This window comes from Rhizobium terrae (assembly GCF_003425685.1).
Lineage (GTDB): Bacteria > Pseudomonadota > Alphaproteobacteria > Rhizobiales > Rhizobiaceae > Neorhizobium > Neorhizobium terrae.
On sequence record NZ_QJKM01000004.1, the window covers coordinates 344,597 to 362,098 of the forward strand.

The 17,502-nt window shown below is 63.0% G+C and carries 19 protein-coding genes and 2 pseudogenes; 13 read left to right on the forward strand and 8 right to left on the reverse strand.

Annotated features, from left to right (window positions below; genetic code table 11):
• Window positions 1-14 precede the first annotated feature (14 nt).
• The gene (locus DMO26_RS09650; RefSeq protein WP_117191837.1) at window positions 15-668 is read right to left on the reverse strand and encodes a thiamine phosphate synthase; all 654 of its coding nucleotides are present in this window, start codon (window positions 666-668) and stop codon (window positions 15-17) included.
• Window positions 669-848: 180 nt separating this feature from the next.
• On the opposite strand from DMO26_RS09650, the gene DMO26_RS09655 reads away from it, so the two are divergent.
• Both DMO26_RS09655 and DMO26_RS09660 read left to right on the forward strand, forming a co-directional pair.
• The gene (locus DMO26_RS09655) at window positions 849-1,619 is read left to right on the forward strand and encodes a sulfite exporter TauE/SafE family protein (RefSeq protein WP_117191838.1); all 771 of its coding nucleotides are present in this window, start codon (window positions 849-851) and stop codon (window positions 1,617-1,619) included.
• A 114-nt stretch (window positions 1,620-1,733) separates the two neighbouring features.
• On the forward strand, window positions 1,734-1,994 hold the full coding sequence (locus tag DMO26_RS09660) for an ArsR/SmtB family transcription factor (protein WP_117191839.1): 261 nt from the start codon (window positions 1,734-1,736) through the stop codon (window positions 1,992-1,994).
• 149 nt (window positions 1,995-2,143) lie between these two features.
• Here DMO26_RS09660 and DMO26_RS09665 read toward each other — a convergent pair whose 3' ends face one another.
• Entirely contained in the window at window positions 2,144-2,320 is a 177-nt protein-coding gene (locus DMO26_RS09665) for a YdcH family protein (RefSeq protein ID WP_117191840.1), read from the reverse strand.
• Window positions 2,321-2,549: 229 nt separating this feature from the next.
• Here DMO26_RS09665 and DMO26_RS09670 point away from each other — a divergent pair, with 229 nt between their 5' ends.
• The 6 genes from DMO26_RS09670 (at window position 2,550) to DMO26_RS09695 (ending at window position 6,386) form a co-directional block, all read left to right on the forward strand.
• Window positions 2,550-2,753, forward strand: coding sequence for a YdcH family protein (locus tag DMO26_RS09670; RefSeq protein ID WP_117191841.1), 204 nt, complete (start codon window positions 2,550-2,552; stop codon window positions 2,751-2,753).
• A gap of 10 nt (window positions 2,754-2,763) precedes the next feature.
• Window positions 2,764-3,261, forward strand: coding sequence for a 5-(carboxyamino)imidazole ribonucleotide mutase (gene purE, locus DMO26_RS09675; protein ID WP_117191842.1), 498 nt, complete (start codon window positions 2,764-2,766; stop codon window positions 3,259-3,261).
• Window positions 3,258-4,328, forward strand: coding sequence for a 5-(carboxyamino)imidazole ribonucleotide synthase (locus tag DMO26_RS09680; protein WP_117191843.1), 1,071 nt, complete (start codon window positions 3,258-3,260; stop codon window positions 4,326-4,328). The genes purE and DMO26_RS09680 overlap by 4 nt, the downstream gene beginning before the upstream one ends.
• Window positions 4,329-4,460: 132 nt before the next feature.
• On the forward strand, window positions 4,461-4,586 hold the full coding sequence (gene ykgO / locus DMO26_RS09685; RefSeq protein WP_006726873.1) for a type B 50S ribosomal protein L36: 126 nt from the start codon (window positions 4,461-4,463) through the stop codon (window positions 4,584-4,586).
• A gap of 115 nt (window positions 4,587-4,701) precedes the next feature.
• Entirely contained in the window at window positions 4,702-5,325 is a 624-nt protein-coding gene (locus DMO26_RS09690; RefSeq protein WP_226951245.1) for a tetratricopeptide repeat protein, read from the forward strand.
• Window positions 5,326-5,345: 20 nt separating this feature from the next.
• Entirely contained in the window at window positions 5,346-6,386 is a 1,041-nt protein-coding gene (locus DMO26_RS09695; RefSeq protein ID WP_117191845.1) for an alpha/beta fold hydrolase, read from the forward strand.
• Between the two features lie 129 nt (window positions 6,387-6,515).
• Here the strand turns inward: DMO26_RS09695 and DMO26_RS09700 are convergent, their stop codons facing one another.
• The 3 genes from DMO26_RS09700 to DMO26_RS09710 form a co-directional block, all read right to left on the reverse strand.
• Window positions 6,516-7,019 carry a GNAT family N-acetyltransferase gene (locus tag DMO26_RS09700; protein ID WP_117191846.1) on the reverse strand — a complete coding sequence of 168 codons (504 nt, stop codon included), beginning with the start codon at window positions 7,017-7,019 and terminating at the stop codon, window positions 6,516-6,518.
• 148 nt (window positions 7,020-7,167) lie between these two features.
• Window positions 7,168-8,607: a pyruvate kinase gene (gene pyk / locus DMO26_RS09705; protein ID WP_117191847.1), complete on the reverse strand. Its 1,440-nt coding sequence runs from the start codon at window positions 8,605-8,607 to the stop codon at window positions 7,168-7,170.
• Entirely contained in the window at window positions 8,607-9,026 is a 420-nt protein-coding gene (locus tag DMO26_RS09710; protein ID WP_117191943.1) for a DUF1036 domain-containing protein, read from the reverse strand. Before DMO26_RS09710 ends, pyk begins: the two co-directional genes overlap by 1 nt.
• Before the next feature lie 264 nt (window positions 9,027-9,290).
• Between DMO26_RS09710 and DMO26_RS09715 the strand changes: the two genes are divergently transcribed.
• The 4 genes from DMO26_RS09715 (at window position 9,291) to DMO26_RS09730 (ending at window position 11,413) form a co-directional block, all read left to right on the forward strand.
• Window positions 9,291-10,082, forward strand: a complete 792-nt coding sequence (locus tag DMO26_RS09715) for an N-formylglutamate amidohydrolase (protein ID WP_117191848.1) — start codon at window positions 9,291-9,293, stop codon at window positions 10,080-10,082.
• 25 nt (window positions 10,083-10,107) lie between these two features.
• Window positions 10,108-10,416 carry a DUF1244 domain-containing protein gene (locus DMO26_RS09720; protein ID WP_117191849.1) on the forward strand — a complete coding sequence of 103 codons (309 nt, stop codon included), beginning with the start codon at window positions 10,108-10,110 and terminating at the stop codon, window positions 10,414-10,416.
• Window positions 10,417-10,501: 85 nt separating this feature from the next.
• On the forward strand, window positions 10,502-10,774 hold the full coding sequence (locus DMO26_RS09725) for a DUF2312 domain-containing protein (protein WP_117191850.1): 273 nt from the start codon (window positions 10,502-10,504) through the stop codon (window positions 10,772-10,774).
• Window positions 10,775-10,903: 129 nt separating this feature from the next.
• Window positions 10,904-11,413, forward strand: a complete 510-nt coding sequence (locus DMO26_RS09730; protein ID WP_117191851.1) for a hypothetical protein — start codon at window positions 10,904-10,906, stop codon at window positions 11,411-11,413.
• A 125-nt stretch (window positions 11,414-11,538) separates the two neighbouring features.
• Here DMO26_RS09730 and DMO26_RS09735 read toward each other — a convergent pair whose 3' ends face one another.
• The 3 genes and pseudogenes from DMO26_RS09735 to DMO26_RS09740 all read right to left on the reverse strand — a co-directional run.
• Window positions 11,539-13,440 carry a DUF882 domain-containing protein gene (locus DMO26_RS09735; protein ID WP_226951246.1) on the reverse strand — a complete coding sequence of 634 codons (1,902 nt, stop codon included), beginning with the start codon at window positions 13,438-13,440 and terminating at the stop codon, window positions 11,539-11,541.
• A gap of 284 nt (window positions 13,441-13,724) precedes the next feature.
• Window positions 13,725-13,901, reverse strand: a pseudogene (locus DMO26_RS35050) (helix-turn-helix domain-containing protein); the annotation flags it as partial.
• Window positions 13,902-14,098: 197 nt separating this feature from the next.
• A pseudogene (locus tag DMO26_RS09740) lies at window positions 14,099-15,284 on the reverse strand (sigma-54-dependent transcriptional regulator); the annotation flags it as partial.
• Between the two features lie 175 nt (window positions 15,285-15,459).
• Here DMO26_RS09740 and DMO26_RS09745 point away from each other — a divergent pair.
• Window positions 15,460-17,328: a M3 family oligoendopeptidase gene (locus DMO26_RS09745; RefSeq protein ID WP_205421193.1), complete on the forward strand. Its 1,869-nt coding sequence runs from the start codon at window positions 15,460-15,462 to the stop codon at window positions 17,326-17,328.
• The last annotated feature ends 174 nt before the right edge of the window (window positions 17,329-17,502 follow it).

The following is a 17,502-nucleotide window of genomic DNA, read 5'->3' on the forward strand; positions in this document are numbered from 1 at the left end:
AGGTCGGATCAGTCCTAAGCCTCAAACCGTGGCGCTTTTTCGTCCAGAATAGCGTTGGCCGCAGCGACCGCCGCCGCACCGCCCTCGGAATGCGAAAACACCGCGGCCCTGAGCGCCACGAATTCCGCGCCGCTTTCGGCGACGGCGAGGACGGAGGAAAGATCGCTGCCGCCCATGACTATGCAGGGAATTTCGATCATCGATGCCCACCATTCGCCGAGCGCCGTGTTCTTGGGATGCGCCTCCGGCTTGATGTCGCCGTCGAGCTTGCCGAAGAAGATGTAGTCGGGACGCAACTCGCCGATTTCGAGCGCCTGATGCCGATCGGCTGCCCCGCCGGCGCCGACGATCATCTTCGGCACGAATTTCTCGATCGCCTCTTCGAGGTCGGCCAAAGTTCCGGCCATATGCAGGCCGTCCGCCTTGACCCGTCCGGCGACGCGGCTGTCGCCGGCGATCAGCGCCGCGGCGCCGGCAGCCTGGATGATCGGCACCAGCATTTCGGCGCGCTTCTGGAAGGCCTGGTCGTCGAGCCCGTATTGCGGCACGATCACCGAAGCCACGTCGCCGCCGGAAAGCGCCTCTTCGAGCCTGCTCGCCTGTTCGGCGCCGTCCGCGTTCTCCGGCACGATCAATACGAGGCGGCAGCGATCTTCCAGTTCGGTCATGTTTTTTCCGTTCGGCGGATATGAAGGAGCGAAATCCGCACTCGTTTTCTCTTCGCAAATTCGATAGACCGGACCGGTTGAAGGATCAACCTCCCCGCTTGCCCGACTCCGCTGCTGAAATCCGCCCGCCCAAAGGTCCCCGCCCCAAATCCTCCGCTCAACTATCCTGTGCCCAGCCTGATGACCGATACGCTGACCATCGCCTTTTTCTTAGCTGCAATACCGGCCGTCATGGTCGTCGGTCTCTCCAAGGGCGGTATCGGCGGGGCGGTCGGGCTGCTCGGCGTGCCGCTGATGTCGCTCGCGGTCGATCCGGTCAAGGCGGCGGCGATCTTCCTGCCGATCCTGATCGTCATGGATATCGTCGCGCTCTGGTCCTGGCGCAATTATAACGATCGCAAGACGCTGCTGATGATCCTGCCGGGCGGCGTCATCGGCATCGCGCTCGGCTGGGCGACCTCGGCCTATGTCTCCGACGATGCGCTGCGCCTCGTCATCGCGACGGCGACCATCCTCTTCACCGTCCGTTATTTCTGGCAGGTCCATGGGCCGCATTCCAACCGGCCGGTCGCCCCTCTTCCCCATCGCCCGGCCGCCGCGACGTTCTGGGGAGCCCTCTCCGGTTACGCCAGCTTCGTCGCCCATGCCGGCGGCCCACCCTTCCAGATCTATGTGCTGCCGATGCGGCTGGACCCGAAAGCCTATACGGGCGCCAGCATCCGCTTTTTCGCCATCGTCAATGCCGTGAAGGTCGTTCCGTATTTCTTTCTGGGCGCACTGGATCAGGAGAACCTGACGATTTCCGCGACGCTCCTGCCGGTTGCCCTCGTCTCCACGATGCTGGGCGCCGCAATCGTCAAGCATCTGAAGGCCGAGACCTTCTATCCGCTGACATACGGGCTCGCCTTCTGCGCCGGCCTGAAGCTGCTGTGGGACGGCCTGCCGCTCTGAGCTTTCAGCGTGTCGCCGCGCAGCTAAAAAAGCAACATAAAATAAGGCTGCGGACATTGCTGCGGCGCACAATAAATCTTGCCGATACCAAATGTTTACCGTAAGTTCGGCGCTATGACGACCGTTGATCCATTTGCAGCCATAGCTGATCCGAACCGGCGGTATCTGCTGGAGGAATTGCGGCGTGCGCCGAAGACCGTCAATGAACTCGCCCAGGGCCTGCCGATCAGCCGGCCCGCGGTATCGCAGCATCTCAAGGCGCTGCTCGACAGCAATCTGGTGACGGTTACCGCGGAGGGCACACGGCGGATCTATGCGGTCAACAGCAAGGGATTCGACAGGCTCAACCTGTGGCTGGATCAATTCTGGTCGTGAGCTTTGGAAGGTGCAAGTCACTCGGGTTTGAGGTCCATCGACCACGACCAGAATTCATGTCTTTAGGTTCTGGATTTGTTTTGCCGCCCTTTTTGCCTCCTACTGATCAATGACGTGAGGCTGGCGGCGGGTTTCTCCTTGAGAAGAAATTAGTGACGCGTAGAGGCCTTGAGGCGCTGCATTTCGTCCTTGATGCGCAGCTTGCGACGCTTGAGTTCGGCGATTTCGCGGTCGTCGGCGGAGGGGGACGCGAGAACTGCTTGGAGTTCCTCCTCCAAGGCACCGTGCTTCCTTTCAAGCGATGCGATATGAGCCTGGACGGTCATGTGGCATGTTCCTTCCTTGGTCACCTGCCCCGACTTTCCCTTAGGCCAGGGCTTCAGGTTTGCGACGGAAGTGTGACATGATCGGCCGCATTTGTCGAAGGAGAAATCGTGGTTTCAAGGGGGCAAATTCGTGACCTTGTCTAACTTCCCGTTAACGCGGTTTGGTGGTAGAGGCTTGCGCATCCGGCGGGCAATGCTGAAATGGCCGGTATGAGAATGGGGACTCGACATGGCTGATCAGGAACAGGCGGATATCCGGCTGGCACTCGCAAAGCTTCGCCAGGAGCATGAGGATTACGACGCCGCCATCAACGCCATGATTCAGGTCGGCTGCGAAGCATTGCGCGTGCAGCGCATGAAAAAGAAGAAGCTGGCGATCAAGGACAAGATGAGCCAGCTCGAGGACCAGATCATCCCCGATATCATCGCTTGAAGGTTCCGACATGTCCGAAAGACCTGCCGTCGCTATCATCATGGGCAGCCAGTCCGACTGGGAAACCATGAAGAACGCCGCCGATACGCTGGAAGCGCTCGATATCGGTTACGAAGCCCGCATCATTTCGGCGCACCGCACGCCCGAGCGGATGGTGAATTTTGCCAAGGGCGCCCGCGACGAGGGGTTTCAGGTGATCATCGCCGGCGCCGGCGGCGCCGCCCATCTTCCGGGCATGACCGCCGCCATGACGCCGCTGCCGGTCTTCGGCGTTCCGGTGCAGTCGAAGGCGCTTTCCGGCCAGGACAGCCTGCTTTCGATCGTCCAGATGCCGGCCGGCATCCCGGTCGGCACGCTGGCGATCGGCCGTGCCGGGGCGATCAACGCAGCACTCCTCGCCGCGGCCGTCCTGGCGCTTCATGACGATGACATTGCCGAGCGGCTTGACGAGTGGCGCGCCCGCCAGACAGCCGCCGTGGCGGACTACCCGATCGACGAGGCTCCATGACCGTTATCACGATCGGCATCATCGGCGGCGGACAGCTCGGCCGCATGCTGGCCATGGCCGCGGCACGGCTGAACTTCCGCACGGTCATCCTGGAACCGCAGGCCGACTGCCCCGCCGCCCAGGTGGCCAGTGCACAGATCACCGCCGCCTATGACGATCCCGCCGCTCTCGAAGAGCTCGCAAAGCGCTGCGATGTCGTGACCTATGAGTTCGAAAACGTGCCGGTCGCCGCAGCCGAGACGCTGCAGCGCGCCGTTCCGGTCTATCCTCCGGCGAAAGCACTGGAAGTTTCCCAGGATCGCCTGACTGAAAAGCGATTCCTGAATTCCTGCGGCATCGCGACTGCGAAATTCCACGCGGTCGACAGCCAGGCAGACCTCGAAAGGGCTCTTGCCGATTTCGGCGGTCAGGGCGTGCTGAAGACCTGCCGCATGGGTTATGACGGCAAGGGACAGCGCGTCTTCCGTTCGGCGGAAGAAAGCCCGGTCGGCGCATATGAGGCGCTCGGCTCCGTGCCGCTCATCCTCGAAAGCTTCGTCGCATTCGAGCGGGAAATTTCGGTCATCGCGGCCCGCGCCTGGGACGGCACGGTCGCCTGTTTCGATCCGGCCGAGAACATCCACAGGAACGGAATCCTGCATACCTCCACCCTGCCCGCCCGCATTTCCGAGGCCACCGCCAGGACCGCCCGCGAATCGGCTGAAAAGCTATTGGCCGCCCTCGATTATGTCGGCGTCATCGGCATGGAGTTCTTCGTCATGGCGGACGGAACGCTGATCGCCAACGAGATCGCCCCGCGGGTCCACAATTCAGGCCACTGGACCGAGGCCGCCTGTATCGTGTCGCAATTCGAGCAGCATATCCGCGCCGTGACCGGCCTGACGCTTGGGAACCCGCATCGCCATTCCGACTGCGTGATGACCAACCTGATCGGCGACGACATCCTCGACGTTCCCGCCTGGCTCGCCAGGAAGGACGTGCTCGTCCACCTCTACGGCAAGACGGAATCCCGTCCGGGCCGCAAAATGGGGCATGTGACGGAGCTGAAATCACCTTCACAAGGTTGACATGGAGGTTAGCTCGGGTTATCTGCACGCCCAACCTGGAGCGCGCCCCTCTTTGCAAGAAATAGGCGGCGCGCTTTTGATTGATAGAGACAAGCGGCTTTTTGAAAGCCCACAGACTGCTGGACCAGTACAATGAAGATCAAGAACTCGCTCAAGGCGCTCAAGGCCCGTCACCGCGATAACCGTCTGGTTCGCCGCAAGGGCCGCATTTACATCATCAACAAGCAGAACCCGCGCTTCAAGGCTCGTCAGGGCTGATATCGCGCATCCGGCCTCGATTTGTATCGCGGCCGATCAAATTGTCGATAACGCGACAATTCGGGTTTGACCTTCAGCGCATGCGGTTTACCTTATCCGCATGCGCTATTTTCGTTTGAGCTCCCTGATTCTGGCCGCCACCCTGGCCGCGTCCTCCGCTTTGGCCCAGTCCATCGTGCCGGAAACGACGCTTCCGGCTCCGCCGACCACGACCGCGCCGCAGTCGACGCCCGTCGCGCCGCCGGCCGGGCCGAGAACACCCAAGCCGATCGATTCCCTGTTCGAGGCGCTCAAACGCGAGCGCAACCCGGAAAGGGCGCGCGGCATCGCTTCCCAGATCATCGCCGACCTCAACGATTCGGGCAGCGCGACCGTCAATCTCCTGATGCAATGGGCCGCCGCGGCCATCAAGGAGAAGCGCAATGCCGCGGCGCTCGATTTCCTCGATCAGGTGACCGTGCTCGATCCAGGCTATCCTGAAGGCTGGAACCGCCGTGCCACGCTCCACTACACGATGGGCAACGCGCGAAAATCGATGGCCGATATCGCCGAGGTGCTGAAGCGCGAGCCGCGCCATTTCGGAGCGCTGGCCGGCATGGCCGGCATCCTGATGGAAACCGGCAAGGATGAACTGGCGCTGAAGGCCTGGGAAGACTACCTCACCATCTATCCGGCGGATCGCGACGCGCAGGAAGCGGTGGCGAAGCTTTCCGAAAAGATCGCCGGCAACCGGACCTGACCTCCCGCTCTGCATCCGTCATGCTGATCCTGCCATTTGCCCTCATCGGCATCGCTGCCGCCGCCTTCGGTTTCACGGCCTGGAAAGCCCGGGCGATCGAGGTCGAGTTCCCCAATACCGGGGAACTCATCGATATCGGCGGCTACCGGTTGAATTCGGTGCATGTGCCGGCAAAGGCCGGCGCGGACCTTCCGCCGATCGTCTTCATCCATGGCGCTAGCGGCAATCTGCGCGATCAGGAAACAGCCTTCCGCCATGCGCTGGAGGGACGCGCCGAGCTGCTTTTCGTCGACCGCCCCGGCCATGGCTATTCCGAACGCGGCGGTCCCGAGAACGACTTCCCGGACGGCCAGGCAAACGCCATCGCAAGGCTCATGGAAAAGCGCGGCATCGGGAAGGCCATCATCGCCGGCCATTCCTTCGGCGGCGCCATCGCCGCGAGCTTTGCCCTCCATCACCCGGAAAAGACTGCCGGCTTGCTTTTCCTGGCGCCCGCCACCCATCCCTGGCCCGGCAGCATCGACTGGTATTACCAGCTCACCGCGCGCCCGATCCTCGGCCAGCTGTTCAGCCGCTTTCTCTCCCTTCCCGCCGGGCTGGTGCTGATGGATGGGGCGACACGATCCGTATTCCATCCCAATCCCTGTCCCGCCACCTATCTCACCGACGGCGCACCGGCGCTCGTCCTGCGTCCGGCGGCATTCCGCTACAACGCGATCGACGTCGCAAACCTGAACGATTACGTGACCCGCGTTGCGCCGCATTACCAGGAAATCAAGGCACCGACGGTCATCGTCACCGGTGACAGCGACTCGATCGTCGCGGAAGAAATCCACTCGCTCGGCCTCGCCCGCGATATCCCCGGTTCGGAACTCGTGTGGATCCGCAGTCTCGGCCACAAGCCGGATTATATCGTCACCGACGTGGCGATCGCTGCGATCGAGAAGCTCTCCGGCCTCCCCCGCGACCTCTCCGCCGCGGCACGCCTGGCAGAGGCGAGGATCGCCCCCGAGGCCGAGGAGACGCCACCTGAAATGGACCTCTCCATCGAGCACGGCTGAGCCGGGATCCCGACCTCGATACCCTTGTCGGACCGTTTCGGCATGCCGGAGGCCGGCATCACCATCTGATCGGATTCCGGCATGGTGCTTCCGGGATATGGTGCTTCCGGGAATCGATGACGGGCGGTCTCAGCGCTTCGGATGCCTGAAGACCAGGTCCACCGGATCTTCGCGCGGCGCCGCTGCATCCACCGCTGCGCCCAGGCGTTCCGCCAGCCGGCGGGAACGGATATTGTCGGGATGAATGTAGCTGACAAGCGTCTCCAGGCGTCGCACGTCGAAGGCCCAGTCCCGCAGCGCCGTCGCGGCTTCGAAGGCATATCCCTTTCCCTCGGCCTCCGGATAGACGAGCCAGCCCAGTTCGTGTTCGGGAAACAGCGGCCCGGAATTGATTCCCACCTGCCCAAGACACAGACCGGTCTCGCGGTGTTCCATCATCAGCGCCCCATGCCCCATCAGCGCCCATTGCGCGATGTCGTGGCAGAACATTCCCCATGCGGTCTGGCGCGAATGCGGCCCTCCCATATAGACGGACCGGCCGGAAAGCATCAGGTCCGCATAAGTGGGCCAGTCCTCCATCCGCTGCGGACGGAGGACCAGCCGTTCGGTCTCCATGGTCGGTATTTCGAACATCCCGATATCCCCTTGCCCGCAAATCCCGCTTCGACGGGGACCAGGAGCAAAAAGGGCTGCAGCAGCCAGCGCCCTGCAGCCCGATCTTAACGGTCGGAACCATCCGGGAAAAAGAGCCCGCCCGGATGTTCCTCGGTCTTCGTGTGCCTCAGATGCCGGTCTGGCCGTCCGAGCCGATATAGGCGATGCGCAGCATGTTTGTAGCGCCCGGCGTGCCGAGCGGCACGCCGGCCGAGATGATGATGCGGTCGCCGGGTTTGCCGAACCCTTCCGAAACCGTAATGCGGCAGGCGCGGTTCACCATGTCGTCCAGATCGATCGCATCCTGAGTGACGACGCAGTGCATGCCCCAGCAGATCGAAAGCCGCCGCGCCGTATGAACGATCGGCGAAAGCGCGATGATGGGCACGTTGGGGCGTTCGCGGGAGGCGCGCAGGCCGGTCGTGCCCGAGGAAGTATAAGTGACGATCGCCGACAGCCGCAGCGTCTCGGCAATCTGGCGGGCAGCAAGCGAGATCGCGTCCGCGCCGGTCGCCTCGGGCGTGGCGCGCTGCGCGTAGATGATGCTCGGATAAAGCGGATCCTGCTCGACCGTCGTGGCAATCGACGCCATCATCGAAACAGCCTCGACCGGATACTGGCCGGATGCGGATTCGGCAGACAGCATGATCGCGTCGGCACCTTCGAAAACGGCGATCGAGACGTCGGAGACTTCCGCGCGGGTCGGCACCGGTGAAGTGATCATCGATTCGAGCATCTGCGTTGCGACGACGACGGGCTTGCCGGCACGCCGACAGGAACGGGTCAGTTGCTTCTGGATGCCGGGCACGGCTTCGATCGGCATTTCGACGCCGAGATCGCCCCGCGCCACCATGACGGCGTCGGAAAGCTCGATGATCTCGTCGATACGTTCCAGCGCCTGCGGTTTCTCGATCTTCGACATGATGCCGACGCGGCCGCGGGCGATCTTGCGCACTTCGGCAAGGTCGTCCGGACGCTGAACGAAGGACAGCGCCACCCAGTCGACGTCCCCGGTCGCCAGCACGGCATCGAGATCGGCGCGGTCCTTGTCGGTCAGCGCGCCGACGCCGAGCAGCGTGTCCGGCAGGCTGACGCCCTTGCGGTCGGAAATACTGGTTCCGGCGATCACAGTGCAGACGATGCTCTTGCCGTCGGTCTTTTCGGCCCTCAGCGCCAGCTTGCCATCGTCGATCAGCAGGCGGTGTCCGGGCTTCACCGCTTCGAGAATTTCCGGATGCGGCAGGAAGACACGCTTCTCGTCGCCCGGTTCGTCCTTGTTGTCGAGCGTGAAGGTCTGGCCGGGGCTGAGCGTCACCTTGCCGGCCGCGAATTTACCTACCCTGAGCTTCGGCCCCTGCAGGTCGGCGAGAATGCCGATGGGCCGTCCCGTACGGGCTTCCACGGCCCGGATGCGGCTGATCAGCGTGCGCATCAGCTCATGGCTCGAATGGCTCATGTTGATGCGGAAGAGATCAGCCCCTGCCTCGTGCAGCTTCTGGATCATCTCCTCTTCGGAAGACGCCGGGCCGAGCGTGGCAAGAATCTTAACTTTACGGTTGCGCCTCATCAATTCTGGCCTTCTTGTGTACCGGGCGTGTCCGAAAGCTGGACCATCCAGCTTCCCTGACGGCCCGTGTCATATTCCTTGAAGCCCATGCGCTGGAAGCCACGGGCGAAACAATCGTTGACGCCGACGATCTTGAACTCGTTTTCCGCGACGCACATGTTGACATTGCCGGTCCAGCGGCCGCCGCGGGCCGCATCCTCGGCATAGAGATAATAATAACGCGACTGCAGTTCGCCTTCGATCAGCGTCGCGCAGGTGGAGGCCGGAACCTGCCACCAGCCTTCGGTCGTCCAGCCTTCCGCAGCCCGGTAGCCGATCGCCACGCCGACGAGGTTCTGGGTGCCGTTGCAGACGCGGAAATCCGCATGCGCGGCACCGGCGGTAAAGAGCGGCACGCCGGCAACCACGATGGCAATCAGGGCCGGGACGGAAACGAAGGAACGGAGAGCGGCTTTGGGGGATTTTTTCGACACGGTTTCCGTCAGGACTCCATGGTTATTCGTGAAGCACTTTCTTCGCGCGGCGGAGTCCGAAAGTCAACGAAAGTCTAATCGATTAGTCTTTGTCACCCCTGCAACCGACACCGATCCCACGCCGGACACGGCTTGCGCCGCTCGGCTCCCCATGCCATCAACACTGCTCCCCGGATCACCTCCAACCCTCGACCGGCTTTCTCGACCGTCATGCAGGACTTCATTCCTTTTGAGATCATAGAAGGCGATTATGACAGCGGCATGGTGCTTGTCGCCGACCACGCGATGAACCGGCTGCCCGCCGCCTACGGCAGTCTCGGCCTGCCCGAGAGCGCCTTCCATCGCCACATCGCCTACGATATCGGCATCGAAGGATTGACGCGAACACTTGCCGCCATGCTCGGCGTTCCGGCGGTGCTCGGCTGCTTTTCCCGTCTTCTGATCGATCCGAACCGCGGCGAGGACGACCCGACCCTGATCATGAAGATTTCCGACGGAGCCATCATCCCCGGCAATCACCCGATCACCGAGGAGGAGTGGGATTTCCGCCTCGACACCTATCACCGGCCCTATCATCGCGCCGTCGAGCGGACGATCGGGAGAGCCGGTTTCGCAGGTCGCGCGCCGCTGATCCTGTCGCTGCATTCCTTCACGCCCTTCTGGAAGGGAGTTGCGCGTCCCTGGCATGCCGCGGTCCTCTGGGACAATGACGATCGGGCCGTTCGGCCGTTCCTGCGGCTTCTCGAAGCGCCCGGCGACATCGTGGTCGGCGAAAATGAGCCCTATGACGGCGCGCTGAAGGGCGACAGCATGTACCGGCATTGCATGATGGCCGGCATACCGCATGCGCTTCTGGAAGTCCGGCAGGACCTGATCGGCGACGAGACCGGTATCGCGGCATGGGCGGAAAGGCTGGCGCCGATCTTCAAGACGCTCAATGCCGACCCCACATTGCACGAATACAGGATCTTTCCGTCGCGCACCGGCCCCTATCCGGCATGATCGCGACCATCAGGAGGCTTTTCCGATGAGCGAACTTTCTAAGGAACAACAGACCGAATTCGAGGCCGCCGCCTTCCGCCGCCTCGTCGCGCATCTGCGCACACGAACCGACGTACAGAACATCGACCTGATGAACCTCGCCGGCTTCTGCCGCAACTGCCTGTCCAACTGGTATCGCGACGCAGCCACCGAGGCGGGCGTCGACCTTTCCAAGGATGCCTCGCGCGAGATCGTCTACGGCATGCCCTATGAGGACTGGAAAAATCTGCACCAGGCAGAGGCTTCCGATGCTCAAAAAGCCGCATTCGAAGTGAACAAGCCCGCCCACGGTTGATCGACCTGCCGATTTGGCTTGACCTTGAGGCACCTTTTCGGCAGTTGACGACCACTCATTCACATTTTCAGATCAGGAGGCCCCGATGTCTGATGCTCATGGCGTCGCCCGCGACCAACTCCGCGCATTTGTCGAGCGCATCGAAAGACTGGAAGAAGAAAAGAAGACGATCGCCGACGACATCAAGGACGTCTACGGCGAAGCCAAGTCCATGGGCTTCGACACCAAGATTCTGAAGAAGGTCATCGCGCTTCGCAAGAAGGACGATCAGGAGCGCATGGAAGAGGACCTTATCCTCGACACCTATCTCGCGGCACTCGGCATGATCGAGGGTCCCGGCGAGCAGGACGCCGCCTGATCCGCATCGCGCCCTGCATGCCATCCGGAACCCGCCGTTCGGCGGGTTTTTGTTGCTTCGTCGCGCACGGGCGCCAACGCGGGGAAACTTTTACGCAGATCGGGCGTTGCTTTGTCGAAGGAGGACGACATGGCCACATCCTACGACTCTCGCGCCCGGAATGCCGCAAACCTCTCCGACACTGAGGTGCTTGCCGAGGCGCACGAACGGGTGGAGGCATTCCTGGAACTGCTTCGCCGCGGGCATATCGGCAGCGACATGCTGGATACGGACGAACTCCCGTCCGGCAAGGCGTCGCTGGAAGTTGCCTTTCGGCTGGTCATCGCCACCGAGCCAAGGAAGCAGGCCCGCAGGCGGCTTGCAGCTGCGGGCATGGTCCTTGCGCAGTTTCAGCCGGGCATCGGGGCAAGGACGTCGATCACGCCGGCGCCGCATGCGAAAACCGGAAATGCGGAAAAGCCCTTTGACCGCGAATTCCGTCCGGTCGATGCGGCCCTCGCCCGGATGGCCAGCGATATCGACAGACTTCAGAAATTCTTCGTCGAGGCGGAGGCCATGGCCGAGCGCCGTTTCGAGCAGTTCGACATCGGCGCGCCCTTCCGGGAAGACGGAACCTATACCTGGTACGGGCACCACTGAAGCATTCCCGACTTTCGCGACCGATTCTCTACCGACATGATTCCTGAACGAAAAGCGTCTCGCAGATCCTGCGAGACGCTTCGAATTGTTACGGCTGACGGCTAAAAATCGGGGGTCGGCTCGGCTCAGTTCGAGGGCCCGCTGAACCGGTTGGGATCGATCGCAACCGCCGCGGCGATGGGCTTGAAACCGCCGCCGGAATAGCTCGCCGAATATTCGCCGTTAAGGGTACGGCTGACGACACGCGGAGCCTTCATGGAGGCCACTGCGTCGGCACGATTGTTGTTGAGCGCCCACTTGGCGAGCACGTCGCCCGTCAAGGCACCGGCAGTCGCGGCCTGCGGCGCGGCGGGCTGGCCCGTGCGGCTGCCCTTGCCCGGCATCGGAAGCGCGCCTGCCGAAGCGGCTACCGGAGCCTTCGGCGCGTCGAACCCGTCGCCGAACTGCATGCCTCTGGTCACCGCGGACGGCTGGATGACCTTCGGAGAGACGGCAGCGGTCTGCACCGGTTTCTGGATGGGTGCAGGTTGCGGTGCTGGCGGAGCAGCGGGCGTATAAGAGAGGACAGGCGCCGCGGCCGGAGCGGCAGGCATTGCCGGACGTTCGGTTTCGACGCTCTGCGCCAATGCCGCAACGAGGGCCGGCGTCAGTTCCTGCTGTTCCGCCGCCGGCGCGGCAGGCTGGGCCGCAACAACGGGGGCAGCCGGAGCGGCGGGGCTTGCGGGGCGATGCGCCGGAAGCGGGATGGAAGCCATTTCCTCCGGCATCGGCATGGGGCCGACGGAGGCGGTCATCACGCTGTTTTCGGCGTCGCCCTTCAGGCCGCGCGGCCCAAGCAGCGTCGGGACCGGAATGTTGTAGGCGGAAAGATCCGCAAAAGTATTGGCGTCGGGCTGCGGCGCCGGCACGGCAGGCGCGGAAGCCTGCATGGCAAGCGCTTCCTGGGCCGGATTGCGTGCCGGGGAATAGAGCGCCGTCGCAAGGCCGCCGGGACCGGCATCGGACCGGAAGGCAGGGCGCGAAAGCGGAACCGGAGCGGTGATCGCCTGCGCCTGCGGCTGCGGAGCAGAGGCGACCATGACCGGCGCATCGTCCTCGTCCTGGGGCGCGGGTTTGGCGGCCGGTGCCGGACGCTGCGCCACGGCCGGCGCGCTGCTTTCTTCGTTGTCTTCCTCTTCGTCGGCACCACCGCCGCCGAACAGGAAGGCAAGCAGGTTCGGCTGGCGACGCGGCGAAGAGTCGCCGCGGACACCGGCACCCGCCGTGCTGGCGATCTGGATCGAATCGGCGCCGACGCGCTTCTTGTAGTCCAGCAGCGCCTGCTCATAGCCCGGCAGCGGCTTGCCGTCGGCCGGAAGATGGACCGTATTGCCGTTCGGGAAGATCTGCACCAGTTCCTGGCGCGTCATGCGCGGCCAGGCACGCACGCCACCGACATCGAGATGCACGAAGGGGGAACCGGAATTCGGATAAAAGCCCACGCCGCCGACCTGCATCTGCATGGCAAGCGCGCGCAGCGTCGAAAGCTTCACGCCCGGAATGTAGAAATCCATGGCCTTGCCGAGCATGTGCTGGCTGTTCTTCGCGACGCCGGTGTTGCGCGAGCGGGTGCGCAGCATGTTGTTGGTGGCGGGAGAACGATAGGCCGAGACGACATGGATATAGTCGGTGGCACCGGAGCGGCGATAGACTTCCCAGACGAGATCGAAGAGCCGCGGGTCCATCCTCGCCGGCTCGTTGCGGCGCCAGTCGCGGAGGAACTGGTTGATCTGCTGGAGTCCCTTGGTGTCGAACCGGCCGTTGCGCTTGAAGGTGATGGTCGCCCTTTCGCCCGTATGCACGAAATAGAGCTTCAGGCTCTTGTCCTGGGCTGATGCAGCGCCCGCGGACAAGAACAGAACCGGCAACACCGCCAATGCCAGCAGAGCTGCTGCCGCAACGCGCTTGGTGAGATATCCGACAAGCCCGGCCGAACCGCCGCGCCCCTTCTCACCCGAAGGCGTTTCTTTTGCATACTGATCCGGCAAAACGATCCCCGTCCTGTCGACAACGTCCCACGTTGCCTCAAATGACTGTCAAATGCGGTCACACGATGGCAAATGTGCCACACATGTACAAGCTTCTCCGGTATAGTCAACAATTGACTAATCGAAGATTGACAGAGGGTGACAGGACATCCTTGCGTGAAAGTTAACGATTACTAATTGATATCGCTCGAATAGCGGCAAAGAATGGAGCATGCGTTCTATCGAATGTCTTGAAATTGGGCCGGCCCGTCCGTCTTGAACGCGGCCGGCTATCAGGGAGAGATCTAGGCAGCTTCCTTCAAGGGATCGTCCGGATCGATGCCATAATCCTTGAGCTTGCGGTAGAGCGTCGAGCGGCCGATGCCGAGCTTGCGGGCGACCTGGCTCATCTGGCCGCGGTAGAACTTCAGCGCGAAGCGGATCAGTTCCTCCTCCACATCGGCGAGCTTTCTCACCTCGCCGGTCTCGTCGGTGCTGACAATGATGTTTTCGGCCGTCGGATAGGCTGCGGCGAGCATCGCCTTGGGATCCGGTTTGGCCGCGCGCGCCCTTTCGCTGTTGGAAAACACCGGCGTGTCGGCAAGCGCCTCGCGTACGGCATGGTCCGATGCGGCGGCCGGCGAGGCGATCGCGGTGGCGGCAAGCTCGGCCGAATGGAATTCCGGAACCTGGGCGGCGATCTGTGGGAAATCGTCCTCCGTCAGCTCCTCGCCCTCGGCGAGCACCACGGCGCGGAAGACGGCGTTTTCAAGCTGGCGGATGTTGCCCGGCCAGTCATAGGCGGTCAGGAGCGCCAGCGCGCCGGGACCGACGGTCAGCGTCTTTGCCAGTTTCTGCTCTATGGAGAATCGCTCGGCAAAAACCCGCACCAGGTGCGGAATATCCTCCTTGCGGCGGCGCAGCGCCGGAATGGTGATCGGGAAGACGTTGAGGCGATAGTAGAGGTCCTCGCGGAAACGCCCCGCCCGCACCTCTTCGATCAGGTCCTTGTTGGTCGCCGAGATGAGGCGGACATTGACCTTCTGCACCTTTGCGGCCCCGACCGTCTCGATCTCGCCCTGCTGCACGGCGCGCAGGAGTTTCACCTGCACTTCGAGCGGCAGGTCGCCGATCTCGTCGAGGAAGAGCGTGCCGCCATCGGCTTCGACGAACTTGCCGGTGTGTTTTTCCGAGGCGCCGGTAAAGGCACCCTTCTCATGACCGAACAGGATGCTTTCCACCAGATTGTGGGGTATGGCGCCGCAGTTCACGGTGATGAAAGGCTTGCCGGCCCGGTCGCCGTTCGATTGGATGGCGCGGGCGATCATCTCCTTGCCGACACCCGATTCGCCCTCCAGCACCACCGGAATATTGGAATGGGCGGCCCGCTGGGCGAGATCGATGACGCGCAGCATGTCGGGGCTCGCCGATATGATGTCGCCGAAACCGATGGCGCCGGCGCGCTGGCGGCGGGCCTTGGCCTTCGATTCCTTCTGGTCGAGCTTCAGCGCATTGGCGATGGAAGCCGCGATCCTCTCCGGCGAGACGGGCTTGACGACGAAATCGAACGCGCCGGCCCGCATGGCCTGCACGACATATTCGATGCTGCCCTGCCCGGTCTGGACGATGACCGGCGTTTCGATGCCCTGTTCGCGAATGGCGGCGAGGAAGGTCAGGCCGTCCATTTCCGGCATCATAAGATCGAGCACGATGACGTTGATGTCGGTCGCCGTCCGCTTCAGGAACTCCAGTGCCGCCAGGCCGTTTTCGGCCAGATGTGCGGCGTGGCCATAACGCTCCACGGCGTTTTTCAGCAGGCGACGCTGAATTGGATCGTCATCGACAACGAGGATTTGCGCAATCATGCTTGGCTCCCGGCTACGGTCATCGTGCCCCCTTTCGGGCTCTTATGCCGCCGGTTGTGCCAGAAAGGCTTGAACATCCCCTTTTGAGAAAGACTTGCATTTTAACGGCTGGCAAGGAAAACAGACGCTCCGCCCAGAGTCCGGCCTATAGTCCGGATAGAGAAGGAACCACGCGATGAAGATGCCCCGCCCCGCGCTCACTGAAATTGCCGCCGCAACCGCCCCAACGGGCGTCGCCGGCGGGGCCGCCACCGACCCCGTGCTCGGCCCACTGCCAGTCTGGAAGCTTTCCGACCTCTACCCCGCCAAGGACGATCCGGCCTTCACCGCCGACTTGCAGAAGGCCGCATCGCTGTCACTTGCCTTCGAGGAAAAATGGAAGGGCAAGCTCGCCGACGCCGCGACGAAAACCGGCATGGACGGAATCGGCGAGGCGCTGAAGCAATACGAGGCCCTTGACGACCTTCTCGGCAAAATCGGTTCGTTCGCCGGCCTCACCTATTTCTCGGATACTTCGAACCCCGCCAACGGTAAGTTCTACGGCGACGTGCAGGCGAAGCTCACCAACATGTCGGCGCACCTTCTTTTCTTCGCGCTCGAACTCAACCGCATCGACGACGCGGTCATGGACGCCTGCATGGACCGCGATCCGGCCGCCGGCCACTATCGCCCCTGGATCGTCGATCTGAGGAAGGACAAGCCCTTCCAGCTGGACGACAAGCTGGAACAGCTGTTCCTGGAAAAGTCGATGACGTCGGCAGCCGCCTTCAACCGCCTGTTCGACGAAACCATGGCCGAACTGCGGTTCGACGTCGACGGCGAGAAACTGCCGCTCGAAATCACCCTCAACATGCTGCAGGAGCCGGAGCCGGACGTGCGCGCCAAGGCGGCGGCCGCCCTTTCGAAGACCTTCGGCGAGAACCTGCGCGTCTTCACGCTAATCACCAACACCCTCGCCAAGGACAAGGAGATCTCCGACCGCTGGCGCGGCTTCGAGGATATCGCCGACTCGCGTCATCTGGCGAACCGTGTCGAGCGCGAGGTGGTCGATGCTCTGGCCGAGGCCGTCGCCCGCGCCTATCCGCGCCTCTCGCACCGCTATTACGCCATGAAGGCGAAATGGCTCGGCATGGAGCAACTGAATTTCTGGGACCGCAACGCGCCGCTGCCGGAAACCCCGAACGCGCTGATCCCGTGGGCCGAGGCCAAGGAGACGGTGCTTTCCGCCTATGGCAACTTCGCGCCGGAAATGGCCGAGATCGCCGGCCGCTTCTTCGACGAGGAATGGATCGACGCCCCGGTGCGCCCCGGCAAGGCGCCGGGCGCCTTCGCGCATCCGACGGTGCCGTCCGCCCATCCTTATGTGCTCGTCAACTACATGGGCAAGCCGCGCGACGTGATGACGCTCGCCCACGAACTCGGCCATGGCGTGCACCAGGTGCTCGCCGGCGGCCAGGGCGCCCTGATGTGCCAGACGCCGCTGACGCTTGCCGAGACGGCTTCGGTCTTCGGCGAGATGCTGACCTTCCGGGCGCTTCTCGAAAAGACCAGGGACAAGCGCGAACGCAAGGCAATGCTCGCCCAGAAAGTCGAGGACATGATCAACACGGTCGTGCGCCAGATCGCCTTCTATCAGTTCGAGCGCAAGGTCCACACGGCCCGCAAGGACGGCGAGCTGACCGCCGAGCAGATCGGCGAACTGTGGCTTTCCGTGCAGGGCGAAAGCCTCGGCCCGGCGATCCGGATCTCGGAAGGCTATGAAACGTGGTGGACCTACATCCCCCACTTCATCCATTCGCCTTTCTACGTCTATGCCTATGCTTTCGGCGACTGCCTGGTGAACTCTCTCTATGCGGTCTATCAGAACGCCGCCCCGGGCTTCCAGCAGAAGTATTTCGAGCTGCTCAAAGCCGGCGGCACCAAACATCACTCCGAACTGTTGAAGCCCTTCGGCCTCGATGCCGCCGACCCGTCCTTCTGGTCGAAGGGCCTGTCGATGATCGAAGGGCTGATCGACGAGCTGGAGGCTCTGGACAAGGCGTAGGGCATAGCAGCCCCTCATCCGGCTGCCGCCACCTTCTCTCCGCTCGCGGGGAAGAAAGGACACGCTGCGCCGTTCTGCCCCGATCGCCGCGCTGGGCGTGGCACGTCCCTCGCCTCGTTTACGGGGAGAGGGTAAGGGTGAGGGGCAAGCACTCGTGAGGGGCAATTGGACATC

What these genes read in the sequence shown, in the direction of transcription:
- DMO26_RS09650 (WP_117191837.1), bottom strand. Translation starts at nt 668, where the DNA reads ATGACCGAACTGGAAGATCGCTGCCGCCTCGTATTGATCGTGCCGGAG.
- DMO26_RS09655 (WP_117191838.1), top strand. Translation starts at nt 849, where the DNA reads ATGACCGATACGCTGACCATCGCCTTTTTCTTAGCTGCAATACCGGCC.
- DMO26_RS09660 (WP_117191839.1), top strand. Translation starts at nt 1,734, where the DNA reads ATGACGACCGTTGATCCATTTGCAGCCATAGCTGATCCGAACCGGCGG.
- DMO26_RS09665 (WP_117191840.1), bottom strand. Translation starts at nt 2,320, where the DNA reads ATGACCGTCCAGGCTCATATCGCATCGCTTGAAAGGAAGCACGGTGCC.
- DMO26_RS09670 (WP_117191841.1), top strand. Translation starts at nt 2,550, where the DNA reads ATGGCTGATCAGGAACAGGCGGATATCCGGCTGGCACTCGCAAAGCTT.
- purE (WP_117191842.1), top strand. Translation starts at nt 2,764, where the DNA reads ATGTCCGAAAGACCTGCCGTCGCTATCATCATGGGCAGCCAGTCCGAC.
- DMO26_RS09680 (WP_117191843.1), top strand. Translation starts at nt 3,258, where the DNA reads ATGACCGTTATCACGATCGGCATCATCGGCGGCGGACAGCTCGGCCGC.
- ykgO (WP_006726873.1), top strand. Translation starts at nt 4,461, where the DNA reads ATGAAGATCAAGAACTCGCTCAAGGCGCTCAAGGCCCGTCACCGCGAT.
- DMO26_RS09695 (WP_117191845.1), top strand. Translation starts at nt 5,346, where the DNA reads ATGCTGATCCTGCCATTTGCCCTCATCGGCATCGCTGCCGCCGCCTTC.
- DMO26_RS09700 (WP_117191846.1), bottom strand. Translation starts at nt 7,019, where the DNA reads ATGTTCGAAATACCGACCATGGAGACCGAACGGCTGGTCCTCCGTCCG.
- pyk (WP_117191847.1), bottom strand. Translation starts at nt 8,607, where the DNA reads ATGAGGCGCAACCGTAAAGTTAAGATTCTTGCCACGCTCGGCCCGGCG.
- DMO26_RS09715 (WP_117191848.1), top strand. Translation starts at nt 9,291, where the DNA reads ATGCAGGACTTCATTCCTTTTGAGATCATAGAAGGCGATTATGACAGC.
- DMO26_RS09720 (WP_117191849.1), top strand. Translation starts at nt 10,108, where the DNA reads ATGAGCGAACTTTCTAAGGAACAACAGACCGAATTCGAGGCCGCCGCC.
- DMO26_RS09725 (WP_117191850.1), top strand. Translation starts at nt 10,502, where the DNA reads ATGTCTGATGCTCATGGCGTCGCCCGCGACCAACTCCGCGCATTTGTC.
- DMO26_RS09730 (WP_117191851.1), top strand. Translation starts at nt 10,904, where the DNA reads ATGGCCACATCCTACGACTCTCGCGCCCGGAATGCCGCAAACCTCTCC.
- DMO26_RS09745 (WP_205421193.1), top strand. Translation starts at nt 15,460, where the DNA reads ATGAAGATGCCCCGCCCCGCGCTCACTGAAATTGCCGCCGCAACCGCC.